Origin of the sequence: Methylocaldum sp. 14B (assembly GCF_002005105.1) — a bacterium.
In the GTDB taxonomy this organism is placed as follows: domain Bacteria; phylum Pseudomonadota; class Gammaproteobacteria; order Methylococcales; family Methylococcaceae; genus Methylocaldum.
Map to the genome: position 1 here is coordinate 136,995 of NZ_MSCV01000001.1, position 14,861 is coordinate 151,855.

General features: G+C 51.5%; 11 protein-coding genes and 1 riboswitch. Of the genes, 4 read left to right on the top strand and 7 right to left on the bottom strand.

Features of this window, described 5'->3' with window-relative positions; all coding sequences use genetic code 11:
• Nucleotides 1–8: 8 nt before the first annotated feature.
• Nucleotides 9–740 carry a methyltransferase domain-containing protein gene (locus B2A78_RS00660; RefSeq protein WP_077727965.1) on the bottom strand — a complete coding sequence of 244 codons (732 nt, stop codon included), beginning with the start codon at nucleotides 738–740 and terminating at the stop codon, nucleotides 9–11.
• A 59-nt stretch (nucleotides 741–799) separates the two neighbouring features.
• On the opposite strand from B2A78_RS00660, the gene B2A78_RS00665 reads away from it, so the two are divergent.
• On the top strand, nucleotides 800–2,515 hold the full coding sequence (locus B2A78_RS00665; protein WP_077727966.1) for a LysM peptidoglycan-binding domain-containing protein: 1,716 nt from the start codon (nucleotides 800–802) through the stop codon (nucleotides 2,513–2,515).
• A 42-nt stretch (nucleotides 2,516–2,557) separates the two neighbouring features.
• Here B2A78_RS00665 and B2A78_RS00670 read toward each other — a convergent pair whose 3' ends face one another.
• Nucleotides 2,558–3,934: an AMP-binding protein gene (locus tag B2A78_RS00670; RefSeq protein WP_077727967.1), complete on the bottom strand. Its 1,377-nt coding sequence runs from the start codon at nucleotides 3,932–3,934 to the stop codon at nucleotides 2,558–2,560.
• A gap of 301 nt (nucleotides 3,935–4,235) precedes the next feature.
• Here B2A78_RS00670 and B2A78_RS00675 point away from each other — a divergent pair, with 301 nt between their 5' ends.
• Both B2A78_RS00675 and rsfS read left to right on the top strand, forming a co-directional pair.
• Complete coding sequence (locus B2A78_RS00675) at nucleotides 4,236–5,018, top strand: serine protease (protein ID WP_077727968.1); 783 nt, start codon at nucleotides 4,236–4,238, stop codon at nucleotides 5,016–5,018.
• 112 nt (nucleotides 5,019–5,130) lie between these two features.
• Nucleotides 5,131–5,490 carry a ribosome silencing factor gene (gene rsfS, locus B2A78_RS00680; RefSeq protein WP_077727969.1) on the top strand — a complete coding sequence of 120 codons (360 nt, stop codon included), beginning with the start codon at nucleotides 5,131–5,133 and terminating at the stop codon, nucleotides 5,488–5,490.
• 249 nt (nucleotides 5,491–5,739) lie between these two features.
• Here rsfS and B2A78_RS00685 read toward each other — a convergent pair whose 3' ends face one another.
• The 3 genes from B2A78_RS00685 to B2A78_RS00695 form a co-directional block, all read right to left on the bottom strand.
• Complete coding sequence (locus tag B2A78_RS00685) at nucleotides 5,740–6,216, bottom strand: septal ring lytic transglycosylase RlpA family protein (RefSeq protein WP_077727970.1); 477 nt, start codon at nucleotides 6,214–6,216, stop codon at nucleotides 5,740–5,742.
• Between the two features lie 161 nt (nucleotides 6,217–6,377).
• A complete protein-coding gene (locus B2A78_RS00690; protein ID WP_077727971.1) occupies nucleotides 6,378–6,755 on the bottom strand; it encodes a ferredoxin in 378 nt (125 codons plus the stop codon).
• A gap of 319 nt (nucleotides 6,756–7,074) precedes the next feature.
• Complete coding sequence (locus tag B2A78_RS00695; RefSeq protein ID WP_077727972.1) at nucleotides 7,075–8,031, bottom strand: transposase; 957 nt, start codon at nucleotides 8,029–8,031, stop codon at nucleotides 7,075–7,077.
• Nucleotides 8,032–8,202: 171 nt separating this feature from the next.
• Between B2A78_RS00695 and B2A78_RS00700 the strand changes: the two genes are divergently transcribed.
• Entirely contained in the window at nucleotides 8,203–8,919 is a 717-nt protein-coding gene (locus tag B2A78_RS00700) for a cistern family PEP-CTERM protein (protein ID WP_168175311.1), read from the top strand.
• 147 nt (nucleotides 8,920–9,066) lie between these two features.
• On the opposite strand, the gene B2A78_RS00705 is transcribed toward B2A78_RS00700, so the two are convergent.
• Both B2A78_RS00705 and B2A78_RS00715 read right to left on the bottom strand, forming a co-directional pair.
• A complete protein-coding gene (locus B2A78_RS00705) occupies nucleotides 9,067–10,914 on the bottom strand; it encodes a reprolysin-like metallopeptidase (RefSeq protein WP_139841027.1) in 1,848 nt (615 codons plus the stop codon).
• A gap of 86 nt (nucleotides 10,915–11,000) precedes the next feature.
• Nucleotides 11,001–11,088, bottom strand: a riboswitch (cyclic di-GMP riboswitch).
• Between the two features lie 1,226 nt (nucleotides 11,089–12,314).
• On the bottom strand, nucleotides 12,315–13,964 hold the full coding sequence (locus tag B2A78_RS00715) for a M12 family metallo-peptidase (protein WP_077727976.1): 1,650 nt from the start codon (nucleotides 13,962–13,964) through the stop codon (nucleotides 12,315–12,317).
• Nucleotides 13,965–14,861 lie beyond the last annotated feature (897 nt).

Below are 14,861 nucleotides of genomic sequence, written 5' to 3' on the forward strand. Positions count from 1 at the left end.
GGTGCCTCTTACTGTAAAGTTTCGAGCATGTGGCTGGGCACTAAACCCGGTGCGCTGACCCATTTTGGCGTGATTGGTATCAACGTGTAAGTTCTTTTAACCGCCTTTATGCCGAATGCGAATGACAGATTAGCGCGAGATTTGCTGAAAAATGAGTTGGGTCTTTGTATCACTTTGGACGACGCAATGCTGAATGCCGCACTGTATTCAGCATCGAATTTTAGAAGGCTCAACCAGTCTAATAAGCGGTAGCAGCTGATAAAGTTGAGCTGCCAAAATGATGAGCGTCGCGGAAGATATTGAAGGATGCCGTGCACGCTCCAGGGATTAAAGCCAAGGACGAAGAGTCTGCCATTAGGTTTTAGCACGCGTTCAACTTCGTGTAAGACTTCGTGCTTGTTGATTTCGAAGTCGATGACATGAGGCAAAATTAAGATATCTATGCTTGCGGTCGCGACGGGTAGTGCGTTTGGATACCCCGTGATTACCTGTTTGGTATAAGGCTCGCCCCGATGCTCAGCGCTAACAAGGACGAAGTTATGAATAAATATTTCATCAATATATAAATTCTCGCATCCTAGTAAGCCGACTTGTAAAATTTTTTGATTGTAAGTAGGATTCAGCGAACTTTGGAGGTAGGATGCCTCGATGGTTTGTAGTATTTGCCCTAGGGTTGTGGCGTGATACCACTCCAGAAATACCTGGCGAGGGTGAGGCGACGGTGTGCGTTTGGTTTTCATTGACTAAACTGCTGGTATGCCGCTATAAATCACCCGAATAGAACTCTGAGGTAGACACGATGAGACGGCCAAAACGCGATGTAAAGTTGCTCTGTTATGCATCAGCTTTTGCCTTGTCTCTAAGTGCCTGTACGCATCACGCCGGGAAGACGAAGACGGACAACAGTTTTACCGACAATTCTCAATCGGCGTCAACGCCGAACAGCAAAAATTCCCGCGTCTTTCATATCTCTAAGAATACCAGCCGCTGGTTTAGGAAAAAGGACAAAGCCTCTACCGGTCGTCATAATGGCAAGAGCCTGGCCGAATATGACAGTTTGTGGGATCGATTGTTCGATTCGTACAATTTGCCGCCTGTTGAGCACGAGGAAATAGATCGTGAACTCGAATGGTTCGTCAATCATCCGACCTACGTGGATCGTGTACAGAAAAGGGCCGAACCTTTTCTCTATTCTATCGTGAAGCAGTTCGAAAAGAATGATATTCCAGGCGAGTTGGCGCTTTTGCCTGTCATCGAGAGTGCATTCCAGCCTGATGCAGTGTCTCCGGCTAAAGCCGCGGGCCTATGGCAATTCATTCCTTCTACCGGGCGGCTTTACGGCTTAAAACAGAGCCGTTCATATGATGGTCGACGTGATGTGTACGCATCAACTCGAGCGGCGATCAAATATTTGAAGAAACTTCATTCCGATTTTAATGGCGATTGGTTGCTTGCAATAGCGGCTTACAATTGTGGTGAGGGTGCAGTTGCCAGAGCCATTCAGAAGAACGAGGCCAGAAATAAGCCTACCGATTTCTGGTCGTTGGATTTGCCGGGAGAAACACGCACCTATGTCCCGCGTCTCTTGGCTGTTGCGAAGTTATTCGCGGAGGCTGAACAGTACGGCATTGACTTACATCACATTCCCAACGAAGCCTTGTTTAAGCCGGTAAAGATAAGCACGCAACTGGACCTGGCGCTCGCGGCTGATGCGGCCGATATCTCCTTGGACAAGCTTTACGAGTTGAACCCCGGTTTTAAGCGCCAATACGCCGACATCGAAGGCAGTTATAGGTTGTTTATCCCTGCCGACAAGAAAATCAGCGAATTTAAGCAAGAGTTGGAACGGCTGGCGCAACAAAGCCAACCTCTAGATGGGGGGCGCCCATCGATCGCTGACGAGCTGATCGCTGCGCGGGACTCGAAATTGGCAAATGCTGACGTTGCTTGGGAATCCGGCAGGGCACATGGCAGTTACTCCGAAAAGAACGGTAAGTTCCAGAAGGTGCGAAAAGGCAAATTAGAAGAAAAAGCACGCCGTGGTCGGGGCGTCGTATCTTTTGCGTCCAAGCCTTCTGGCAAAGTAATCGGGAAAATCAGAGGCGGGGACAGTGTTGCGGCAGTTTCCGCAAAGGGAAAATCTGCTGAGTCTCTAAATAAACGGTCGACTTATACCGTTCAGTCGGGTGACACGCTTTGGTCTATCGCAAGGAAACATTCCGTTGATGTTGAGCAGTTAGCTAAGTGGAATGGTGTATCGGCAAAGACTGGCGTCAAGGCTGGCCAAAATTTAGTGCTTTGGAACAAGGACGCCGCCAAGAAGCTGGCAATCGCTAGTTCTGGGATTAAGTCTTCGCAGTCGATTAGTTATACCATTCGGCAAGGCGATACGCTGTTTTCCATCTCGAAACGATTTAAAGTCAGTGTGGCTGACTTGCGCAAGTGGAATGGTTCTAAGATCGAAAAACACATTCAACCGGGCACAAGTATCATGGTCCAGGTCGAGAGGGACTAGCAAAAATATCTTGGTTTTGTAAGAGTGCCCTCAAAGTGGAGATCAGGATCGGATCTCCAGCTTTTCCGGCAACGGCACATGGCTGGTAACATAACGGTATTTTCCTGAAGCCTCCGGCGGTAGGTTATCCACCGTATTGACCTCTACCCGTACGTCTCGTCCCATCCTGCTCTGCAGCTGTTTCACGATTTCATCCTTTGCGCTCTCGTGCCAGATGGGGCTTGGAACGACCATAACATCAAGTTGAGTTGTTGATGGTTGAATAATCTTGAATTCGTGAACCCCTTCGATTGCACGTAGCACATAGATGACCGCCAGGGCGTGCATGATCGTTCCATCGGGGCGAACTACGAAATCGGTGGTTCTGCCCATGATCTCCGAGATCACATGTAAGCCACGACCTACGTTGCACAATTCGTCGGTTTGTCGTGCCATATCGCCGGTGCGGTAACGGATAAACGGTTGAGCCTCCGAACATAGGTTTGTGACAACAACTTCTCCAATTTCACCGGGGGCGACGGGCATCCCGTTATCGTCCAAAATCTCGACAATGAGGCTTTCGCTGTTAACCAGCATTTGGCCTTGCGGCGATTCGAGCGCAATCAACCCACCGTCGCGGCATCCATATTCATTCGATACAGGTTTATCGAAGACTTCCTCGATTAACGCTCTCTGTTCAGGAAATAGGGGCTCTCCGGTGGTGCACACAACTTTGAGGCGTGACAACTTCGGGACCCTGTTCCGGCTCTTTGCGTAGGATGCCAAGAGACTCAAACTACTCGCGTAGCCATAGATGCAGGCGGGATTAAATGATTGAATTATTTTGAGATAATCGCTCATCCTGCTCTCCGACATCTCAAAGGCATTCAGAAGCAATTGATTAAAGAGTCGATCCCTTATTTTTTTAACAAGATCTGTTTTATTGAGTTCTACAGGCGCCCCCCATAAAAACACTTCGGGTTCACCAACTTCTATCTTCCACCATCGGCGTGCGCGCATGCGCGAGGCGGCATCAGCAGCTTGCCGCTTTCTGCCGAAATAAAAGATCAACGGTTGGCCACTTGACCCTCCTGTATTGTAGCGATGCGCGCCTCCCGGAACGTTTTTCCAAACTATGCGATCTCTGTTAACGGACGCGTCCGCCTTGTTCATTGTCGGCAAGCGGCGAAGATCGTCGAAGGTTAGGTCGCGACTGGCGGTTAAGTCGAGGCCCGACGCACGGATTCGTTCCGCATGCCAAGGGCTATGATCATCGGCTATGTGCAACAAGGCCAGCAATTTCTCCATCTGCATCCTTTCGACCGCTTCACGCGAAAGCCACTGTGTTTTTTCCAATTCGGCTAGATAGGTAAACGTGGGGCGGCTTACCATCCGTTCATGAACAGGGTAGACCAACCATTTGACGAGGTTTGGATGCATCGTAGAAGAGTGCTGTATAGGAGTAATTATTAGTGTGGACTGCCGATTGCTTGCGAATCGCGTCCAAATGCCCTAAGTGTATAAACACGTTTGGCCTAAAAGTCTCGTGGCCCACCGGATTGCCACGAGAGGTTATTCCGCGTAGGAGCGATTCTTGTAAACCAGGCCAGAGTGAATGGCAAGCTCTTCTTTTCTCACTAAGCGCATTGACGAATAGTGCCTAATCATAATAGAAACAGAACCTGAGCCGATCGATTCATCGGATAATTGTTAGTGGCGAATTCTTTCCTTACAGATTTGAATGCGACTCAAGAATTTGTGTCTAGCCGGTATCGGAATTTTCAGTACAAGCTTAGGCTTTAGCGCCAAAATTCATGCCGACGAACTGCCCGATATAATAGAAAAGATTAAACCGGCCATCGTCGGGATCGGAACTTATCAAAGAACGCGAACCCCGCCGGCGATCTTCCGGGGGACTGGTTTCGCGATTAGCGACGGCTTGCACATCTTGACGAACGCACATGTTCTTCCGGAAGCGACTGACAGATCAAAATTCGAAATGTTGGCTGTTTTCACTCGCGACGGCGAAAAGCAAAGCGTGCGACAGGCTATTGAAATTGCAACGGATGAGTCTCATGACATTGCTGTGCTAAGAATCGGCGGGTCGCCTTTGCCATTTATGCGATTAGGAGACTCGAGTAAGGTTCGGGAGGGAGAGTCATACGCCTTTACGGGATACCCGATCGGCATGGTTCTGGGACTTAATCCGGCTACACATCGAGGAATCGTTTCTGCCATAAGTCCCATCGCGATCCCGGCACATACGTCGCAGCGGCTGAACCCCAAAATCATCCGTCGACTTTCCGAGCCCTACGATGTTTTTCAGCTCGATGCGACGGCTTACCCGGGAAACAGCGGGAGTCCGCTGTACGATGTCAAAAGCGGCAGCGTTGTTGGGATAATTAACAAGGTCTTTGTCCAGGAGACGAAAGAGAATCTTCTTGAGCGGCCGAGTGGAATTAGCTATGCAATCCCGATTCGCTACGCCGTGAGCTTATTGAACGAGAATGGCATAAAACGGTAGAGACTCTAAGGTCGTGGGGCGCGTTCAAGGGAGATTTTCGCGGCATTTTCCGGTCCTAGAGAATGACAAATGACGATAATTCAATTGGGAGAAAATCCTTTTGCATAGACACATGACTACAGATCAATTGTTGCAGGTTGTATTGCTGGCTTTAGATGATGGCAAGGGTAAGGACATTAAAGTAATAGACGTTCGGAAAAAAACCGGCATTGCAGATTTTATGGTAATCGCTAGCGGTACTTCGGAACGGCACGTGAAATCACTGGCTGAGCACGTGATTGACGAGGCGAAAAATAACGAGGTCCAGCCGCTCGGCGTCGAAGGGCAGGGTGGTGGCGAGTGGGTCTTGGTGGACCTGGGGGATGTGATCGTCCATGTGATGAAGCCTCAAACGCGAGAGTTTTATCAGCTCGAGAAATTCTGGCAGGCTGATTATTCGCCGCTTTATGCAGTGGCCAGTGCGGCGCATTGAACGACTTCGATGTGGTCGTTTCGCCTGTTGAGAGATGTCATGAAGTAAGCAGATGACGAGGGGGAAATCAGTGGGATTACCGGTTTACCTCGTTCTGGGCTCGATTTTCAGACCCGTTTTGATACGGTTCGGGTGCATTGCCGTTTGTGCATTGTGCGGCGAAAGGGGACAGTGACCGTTTGAGATCACTAGGACGACGTTTTTTCGAAGATGTCGATCGCAAGCTTTCGAAGCGTTGAGAAAGAGGATCTAATCAAGCGCCATCACCTCTACCCGAGCCGTTCCTTTTATGCCAAGTGCTTTGGCGGCGGCATGGGACAGATCGATTAGTCTACTCGTGATGAATGGTCCACGATCATTGACGATCACCTCCACTGATCGTTTGTTTGTTAGATTGGTCACTCGCACCCGTGAAGGCAAGGGAAGTGTGCGATGCGCGGCGGTTAGTGCGTTGGGGTTGAAGCGTGATCCCATAGCTGTCCGATGCCCAGATTCCCATCCATACCAGGATGCCACTCCTTTGGCTTTATAGCCTCTGGCGCTTTTCAACGGGTAATACGTTTTTCCTTTTACCCGATACGGTTGGTTATAGCTCTGTTTTCGGGGGTGTCGCTCGGTGGTCGCAATATTTTTCTCGGATTTGAAAGGCCGATAATCCGATTGTGTGGCGCACCCCGGCAAAAGCATGGCTCCCAGCAAAAACCATCCGATCTTTGATGCCGTCATTCCAATTTGTCTCATTGTTATAGTTCTAATTTTCAAGTCCACGTCTCTATATGCTATAGAAGTTCTCGATATCGCATGGCTACCGGCATAGGCTGATTACTGCGTAGCCGGTCTGACATCGTAGGCATTGACACTCATCGGCGCCGCCAGCCTAATAGAATTTAGTCTTCAGCTTGCCGCATGGCAAACGCATACTCGGTTACCGGCTTTCCGCCGATGAGATGTTCTTGAATGATTCGCTCGAGAACTTCTGGCGTACAGGAGTGGTACCAAACGCCCTCCGGATAGACAACTGCAATCGGCCCATGACGGCACACCCGCAGACAATTGGCCTTGGTACGCTGGATTCCGGCCGAGCCGGTCAGCTTTAACTCATCCAGTCGGCGCTTTAAATATTCCCAGGATTCAAGCCCCTCTTCTTTGCGGCAACACTTTGGCTTGGTCTGATCACAGCAGAGAAAGATGTGTCGCTTGGTTGCGGAGATCGCTAGGACTTGAGCGATAGTACGCAAGTTTTTATCGATGTCGCTTTCAGTCATTCGTTTCTTGGCTTAAAGAGATCGCAAAAAAAAGCCGTCGCAGCTATTGATTTATATCACGCATCCGGTCCATGTTGCGGATACCTTGCCTGTGTGCGCGTTTTTCTGAGTGTAATTGTCAACAAAATTTACGGCCTTATGGCTTTGTTTTAATTCACAATTTTGTCAAAAACCACTGATTCATTTGACGCTAAGAGCCTGTTGGCTTCGGTTTTCATTCTGAGTGTGTCAAGAATTTTTACATATTAAGAGCAGTGCGTAACGCCAGAAGCGTGGGATGAAAATTTACATGGCCTGCGAACCGGCAAAATATGAAGGGTCAGGCTTTGTTAATTTTGTTAATGGCCAAAAGATTCATCAATCGTTTGGCTTCCGCTGCCAATTCGGATTCTTGCTTTATGCGCTCCCGTAAGCGACTGACCGCCGTGCTCAAGGTCGATATATCGCGGTTGAGGAAGTTGCCGACCTCAGTCAAGGTGGCAGCGCCGAGTTCCAATGCTAAGTACGCGATCAGCGCACGAGCCGCGGCGCCCGCTCGGCCACGGTCTGCACCGCTGATTTGATCCAAATCCATCTTGCGAGCCGCACAGACTACGCTAATGATCGATTCAAGTTTAATTTGTGCTCGTGATGCCTTATCGGACTGCCTTAGCGCATTCTCGGCGAAATATTCATCCCCGAGTATGCGCCCCTCCACCGTGCCTCTATGGAAATCTTCCCGATGACCCTCGTCCAATCCTCCCGCGATGAAACGTGCGTAACGCTCCCGTGCTGTCGCCACATCTTGAGCCAACTGGGAATAGATCCACTCTGTCGTAAGCCAGCTAACGCGATCTAGGTCGAGGTAAGCTCGATGTCCGCTCCAATGATACTCGGCAGGATCGTGGACTAAATTTGCCCGGACTGGATTGAGATGGATATAGCGAACAAGTTCGAGCAGATAAGCATCGGCATCGATCAGGATCGCCTTGAATCGGCCCTGGAACAGATGGCCGATCCGGTTTTCGCGCTTGTTGATCCACCGCGTATAACGAAAAGCCAGGTGTTGCATGGTTTTTGAAAGCGACACATCGCCAATTTGAACCGCCAAGTGGACATGGTTCGGCATCCAGCAGTAGGCGTGAATACGGTGACCGAAACGGGAGACGCCCTCGCCAACCAATTCCTCGAAAACGTCTCTGTCCTCATCGTGAAAAAAGATAGGCTGTCCGGCATTGCCGCGGAGCATGACGTGATAGACAGCGCCGGGGATGTGGATGCGGGGTTTTCTGGCCATGAAGCTAAGCCTTATCGAAAACTACGGTAACAATAGCATGCAAACCAAATAATAAAAGCCTGACCCCAGCTCTGACATCAGATCCCCGCATATATACTCGTTGGTCTCTTTGGGGTGGCACACTTGATGCAGTCGACGTTTTGTGGAGAGATACTACAACGAGAAATGACTATGAAAATTCTAAAAATTTTATTTGGCGGGCTCCTTCTTATAGGGGGAGTTGATGCTAGTGCTACGCCGGCGTTTACCTTGAATTACGACAGTCAATACGGCAGCACTGAAAATACCGGATCGAAAGCGAGCGTGGGCTTTACGTTCACCGACATTGCTCCGCCTCCTGGTGAGTTCAATTTGTTATTGGATATAGCGAATCTTACCCCCACAAACATAGGTTCGACACTTATGGGATTCGGCTTCGACCTGCCAACGGGTGTGAGTGTTGTAGCGGGAACTTATGAAGATCTATCGGGCTATTTCCCTAATCTGTTATTCAATGTGACCTTAAATCCGTATAACCAAGTCGATATCGCTATCGCGTTGAACAGTAATTTCTCGGGTGGAAATCCGAATGGCGGGCTTACCGAAGGCTTAACTGCGCAAGTCTCGCTTGATTTCATCACAGATCCTATTTTGGATGGAGCTGGCATCACTAGCGCATTTATCAACACTTTGGATGACTGCTATGCGAGCACAAGCTGCTACGCACGTTTTCAGGAGGTTGGTTCAAATGGACAAGGTTCTGACAAAGTGCTCGGTGACATATCGGTTCCAACTACGCCTCCTCCTCCACCGCCCGATATAACCGTTCCAGAGCCGAGCATCTTATCACTCTTGGGAGCCGGTCTGCTTGGTCTAGGCTTTAGGAATTGGAGAAGAAAAAAGGCATAGCTCTGAAAAGATCACAAAGACTTCTGATCAGGCAAACTAAAAAGCCGTCCCATTGGGACGGCTTTTTCTTTGAGGTTTGCTGAAGAATATCCGTTTTTTTGGCAGAAACCTTTTCTGTCAACCCCTAGGCAATCCTGCAATTCCTTTTCATTTGTAAATCTGAATCGACGTTTGATTGGTGTTACCCGCCGCATCGGTGCCAGTCAGCGTGATCGTGTGCGTGCCCTTCGCGATGCTGCGGGTGTTCCAGTTATAGGAGATCGAGCCGCCGCTGGTTGAAGCTCGCACGGCGCCGTCGATGGCCAGCTTCAGCCCCTGCAATTTGACGTTATCGCTGCCAGTGCCGGTAATTTTTGTCGAGTTACCGACCTTCACGCCATTGGAGGGGCTGGTGATTTTAACCGTGGGCGGAGTTGTGTCGACGCTGTTAGCCGAGGTGGTCGCCGAGGCGGTATTGGAGAAGGCGGAGTTGCCGACGCTGTTGTAGGCGTAGACACGGTAAGAATAAGTGGTGCTGGCGCTGAGGCCAGTATTGGTGAAACTCGTGACGTTGCTGCCGAGCGAAGCGACTTCGCTCCAATTGACGCCATCCAGCGAGCGCTGCACCTTGAATCCGGTTTCGTCGCTAGACTTATCCGTCCACGTCAAGGCGATACTGCTGGATGATTGAGTAGTCGCCGCCAAACTTGTGGGGGCAGTCGGAACCGTGGGCGTCGTGGTGGTCGTGGTCGAGGACCGGAAACTGGCGACGGTGGCGCTGGTGCCATTCATGGAACGGGCGGTGTCCTGGTAGTTCGCCACCCCGGTCGGCTGGCCATTGTAATAAACGTTAGGATTAGAAAAGTGCGAGATTCGTGGCGAACTGCAACTGTAGGACATGACATCGTGGAACACGCCGCAGATCCGGTAACCATAAGAGTAGGGGTACACGCCGGCGTAGGCGGAATTGTCCGGGTCGTGCATGTTGCCCTGATTGTGGCCCAATTCATGCGCCAGGGTATCGTTGCCGAGGCAGTTGTATTTGGAATCGTCATGCACGACGGCGAACGCATACGGAGCGAACCAGGAACCCAGGCTATTCATCACGTAGGCGATGCCGCAGTAGTTGCTTTCAGCGGTTATAAGCGCCACCTGATCGGCGCCGTACTGGTTGCGTAAGGAGTGTACCTCATCCATTTTGCCATCGCTGGTGCCGGTGACATCCGACAAGCTGGTCGACATGTTGCCCGTCTCGGTATAGCTGACTTCGGCCATTTTTACCAAGTTCAACTGCATGTCCACCTGACTGTTCAGGTAGGCCTGATTGGCCTTGGTAACGGCGTTAATAATCTTGGCTTCTATGCCCGAGACGCCGCCAGCATTCACGCGGGCCTGAGGCGTGTAGACCACCAGCAGATCGATGACTTGGCCGGTGCTGGCGGCTGCGGTGGACGGGCTAGTCGAGGATGTCGTTGTACCGGCCAATTCACCGGCGGCATTAATATCCGGCGCGAGGGGTTCCGAATGCGGAGCGGTCTTGTTGGGATCGATCTGGCGGACGGCATGCGTTTTATTGCCGGCGTAGGCGATCTCGAACATTCTGCCGTCGTCCATCACGACGGTTCCGAACATCGCCTGCCCCCGAACGGCGAGGATCACCTCGCTGCTGCCTTCTTGCCCTTCGATATGACCGACCCAGGACAAACGGCCGTCGATGTCTTCGATACGATCGCGGATGGCGGTAACCGTGGTGTCGTTGAGCAGTTCGAGGGTGAGCGTATCGGCCTTCACCGCGTTGAAGTCGATGGCTACGCCCCGGCTGCGGCCCTTGATGGCTTTGATCTGCGCCTTGGCCTGCGTGGGCAGGGTCAGATTCGTGTCGCTGAATAAGCGCTGCGGCGGCGCCGCATGGACGACACCCACAATAGACGTTAAGGCTGCAAATACGCCAGCCAGTCCGAGGATATTTTTGCGGCGCGCAGCGGTGAACTTAGAATGCTGAGTCTTGTTGCTCACGTTGTGGTCCCCTAAGAGTCGAGTTGACGGCGATGGTCTCTGGGAACCCGCGGGGATGAGACAAACCAAAGCAACCTTTGGCTTGAGCTGGCAATCCCGCTGTCATAGGAGCCTGGCTCCCGTAGACCGGTAACTTTGCGCCACCACCTTTCGATGGTTTTGCCTTTTTCAGATCAAGCGGCATTAGGTCAGCGGCTCGATTTTTCTGTAGAAATAAGATTGGTCTAAATCTAGGGAATTTGTGTGATTGAGTCGGCAAAAAAGTGTTGTAGATTGTTTCATGTAGGCATTGATTGTTGTTTTTTATCAGTGGCCGTAATCGTTCGCCGGGTGGCTCCTCACCTTCGGATAAACGATGCATTGCTGCCCGTACCCCCCTTGGGCACAGGTTAAGCGAATCGCAGCTTCTTTTGAGTTTGTAGCGTTGCTATGACACCGGAGTGGCTGACACGTCAAACGTTATCCGGTGCCATGGCGGTTTAGCACGCCGTATGCCAATCCGATGTTCGTTGATGATCGGCCTGGCGAATCCTTGAATCTCTTGTATGCAGAGCAGGACTTGAGTCAGAAAATGACCGGTTCCATGGAGTGGCCGGGCAAAACATGTCTCCATTCGGCAACAGCCATGTGGCATGTGTCACTGTCCATTTCCAGGAAAAACGAGAAAAACGCGTTATCCAGCGGCGATTTGTCCGATTATTCCGGCTGGCGACACTAGGAAGATCGTCTTGGAATGGCTAAGAGCGGAGCGGTTTGCAGTCCTGACTCGATTCACCCGAACTGTCATACGGGCACCCTTTGATGGATACGTATGATAGTTCGGGCTTAGAGCGTTTTTATCTCGCTCGTCCGACAAAACAGGCTTGGCCGAAGTCGTTGGCGCCTTCGGCTAGGGTGAATGGATTCAAGCATTCGTAGGTCGGCAATCCCTTCCCAATCGCAAACGGTCGCTTTAGCCGCGACCCTTCCGACGAAGACGCTCGGCCGGGACATGGTGTCGGGAAGGGGGGCTTCGGCGCTCCAATCGCAAACGGTCATCCCAGGAGCGCTGGGATGACCCTTCCAATCGCAAACGGCCTGGCCGGGAGCGCCGGCCACGCCCTTCCCGAAGACGCCGTTTGCGATTGGAAGGGTCGCGACTAAAGCGACCGTTTGCGATTGGAAGGGATTCCCGACCTACTCGCGAGTGCCCGTACAGTAGGTATGAAAATGCCCTAAGTACATTCCGTAAATATTTGCGGAATCTCGACAGATTGGTGGGGTTGTCCTGCAGGTTGCCTATGCCGCAAGACTTCCCTGAATGTACTTAGATAACGAATTTTTGCCTCAGTGGCAGATTCCAGCCGGTGCTACTCGATCAAGATTAGATAAAGCGTAAGGCTACGATATTCGACATTCGATCAAATGCGGCGACCAAAGCGATATCGCCGACGCTCATTATCGGCGTCGTTGTCGGTCCTTCCCGTAACGCCATTGACAACCGACGCTGTTGCCGTTGTCACGACTTCACTGGGGCTGGACTCGGCTATGCCGTTATAGGCCGATACGCGATACGAGTACTCGCTGTTCGGGTTGAGTCCTGTGTCTGAGAAACTGGTGATGTCGGAGCCGAGTAACGCTACCTCTTCCCAGTTGACTCCATCGCGGGAGCGCTCCACTTTGAATCCCTCCTCGTTATCCGAGTTATCCATCCAGCGAAGATTGATTCCATCGTCGGATTGAGAGAAAGCTGCCAGCCTGCTTGGAGTCGCCGGAGCGGAAGCGGCCACTTTACTGGCACGCCACGCGGCAACCGTGGATCGGGCTTTCTCCATCGACCAGGCGGTCGCCGCGGCCTTTGAGGGATTTATGTTCGGATCGATTCCTGTGGGTTTGCCGTTGTAGTAAACGCTAGGATTGGCGAAATTCGAAATGCGCGTTGCCCCGGTGCAGGCGTAAGACATAACCGTCCGGAAACCGCCGCTTTGGCACAGACGATGCCCATAAGAGTAGGAATAAATGCCGGCATAGCTGGAGTTGGCGCGGTCATGCGCGTTGCCCTGGTTATGGCCCAGTTCGTGCGCCAGAGTTTGCGCGGCGAGACAGTACGCTCTTGAGTCGTCATGCACGACAGCGAACGCATAAGGTGCAAAGGAGCTACTCAGCCGCGTCATTTGATAGGCGATACCGCAGTAATTTGCGTCGGCGGAAACCAGGGTCACTTGATCAGCACCGTATTGATTGCGCCAGGAATGTACGACGTCCATCTTGCCGTCCGTTGTGCCGCGAAGATCATTAAGCGTGCGGGCCATATCGCCGCTTTCCGTGTAGTTGACCTCAGCCATGCGCACCAGGTTGAGCTTCATATGAACTTTGCTGTTGATATAGGCTTGATTGGCGGCCTCGACGGCTTTCACGATCTTGGCTTGAATGCCCGAGGTGCCGCCGGCATTGGCGCGTGCCTTCGGCGTATAGACGACCATCAGGTCCACGATCGTATCGGTGATCGTGGCTGCGGCTATCGGCGGCTCATTGGCGGCCGTCTCGGCTTCCGAACTGGCCGGCGCGTTGGCTAGATCTGGGTCCATTTCAACATCGGGAATCGGGTGTTTGTGAGGCAGAATCTTTCTCGGGTCCACCTGCCGGACGGTATGAGTATCATCATCGTTGGCAAGGATCTCGTAGATTTCACCATTCCCCCGCTTGATGGTTCCGGACATGGCTTTTCCGATCACAGCCAGAATGACTTCGCTGTCGGGTTCGCCCTGCAGATGACCAACCCAGGCGGAATGCCCCTGAACATTGTCGACGATACGGTCTTTCTCGGCGACCAGAAGCGTGTCATTGAAAATATTCAGATTTATGGCATCTGCTTTGAGTCTGTCGAAATTAGGCCGGACCGAACGATGTCTGCCTTTTTTGGCTTGAGGAGGCAGATAGGTGTCCGGTATGGCGTTCCAAACGTCCTGAAATAAGTCTTCAGGCAATTTTCGTTCGGCGACGGCCGTATGGCTTACCCCCGAGAAGGCCAGAGACAGGTATAACGGACTCAAGACCAAGTGCTTCTTCATTTTTTTAGCTCCTCTTAGTAATGGAAAGCAGATGCGAGCGGTTTCTCGAAATCTCCTCCTCTAATTCTCAGGAAGTCAGTCCCGGTGTCCCTTTTCAGGGCGTCACGAATCAGGCCGCGTCGGGAAGCCTGCTGCTACAGAGCGGTCTTTTGTGGAATGAAATCGACCGGAATCCTGAGGCAGGGAGTTATTCCGCTAGGTTTTGCCGTTTAAGGTTCGATTGACAATCCCGCCTGCGCGGGATGACTGCCGTCGAACCTTGGCTTCGCGTTGCTACCTTTCGCTGCTCTCAGGTCGAACCGCTTTTGGCGGAATGATCGGCGGGGGCATCGAGGTTTCGGTTGAAATCAGTGGCGAATAGAAGATTCGATTCTTTTTCTTCATGACTACACGGCTTACGGTAGTGGTTATGGTCACGTAGCCTGACGATCGCCAGAGCCCCCAATAGCGCACGGCATTGGCTTGTTATCCGTGGTGCCTCGATTGTGTTTATCGTCCCTAACGATTTTCTTGTGTAACCCTTGTTCGGCACGCTTCGGCTTCAGGCATTATTTGGGCCATATTCATAAGCATTTAATAAGTAAACAAATGCGAGACATTGGCCGATATTTTCGGGCTTCGTATGTCGCTCTTAAGAAACGGGCAAAATCGTTCAACCGCTTCCAAGAAGTCAGTAAAGAATGGTCTGTGGAGGTTCACCGAGGGAGGTCTATGAGGCTAGTCGCTATTGCGCGACACTGTTGTAAGAAAGCGAAAATATCGCTGTGCCAAACTAGAAATTTCTAGAGTCGCGCTACTGCGTCGAACATGGCATGGAATCGCGCTTGATTACGGTGAAAAATCTGGGATTCGAAAGTACCGTATCGAGCTAAGTGACAAGGTATTGAAATGGGCCGC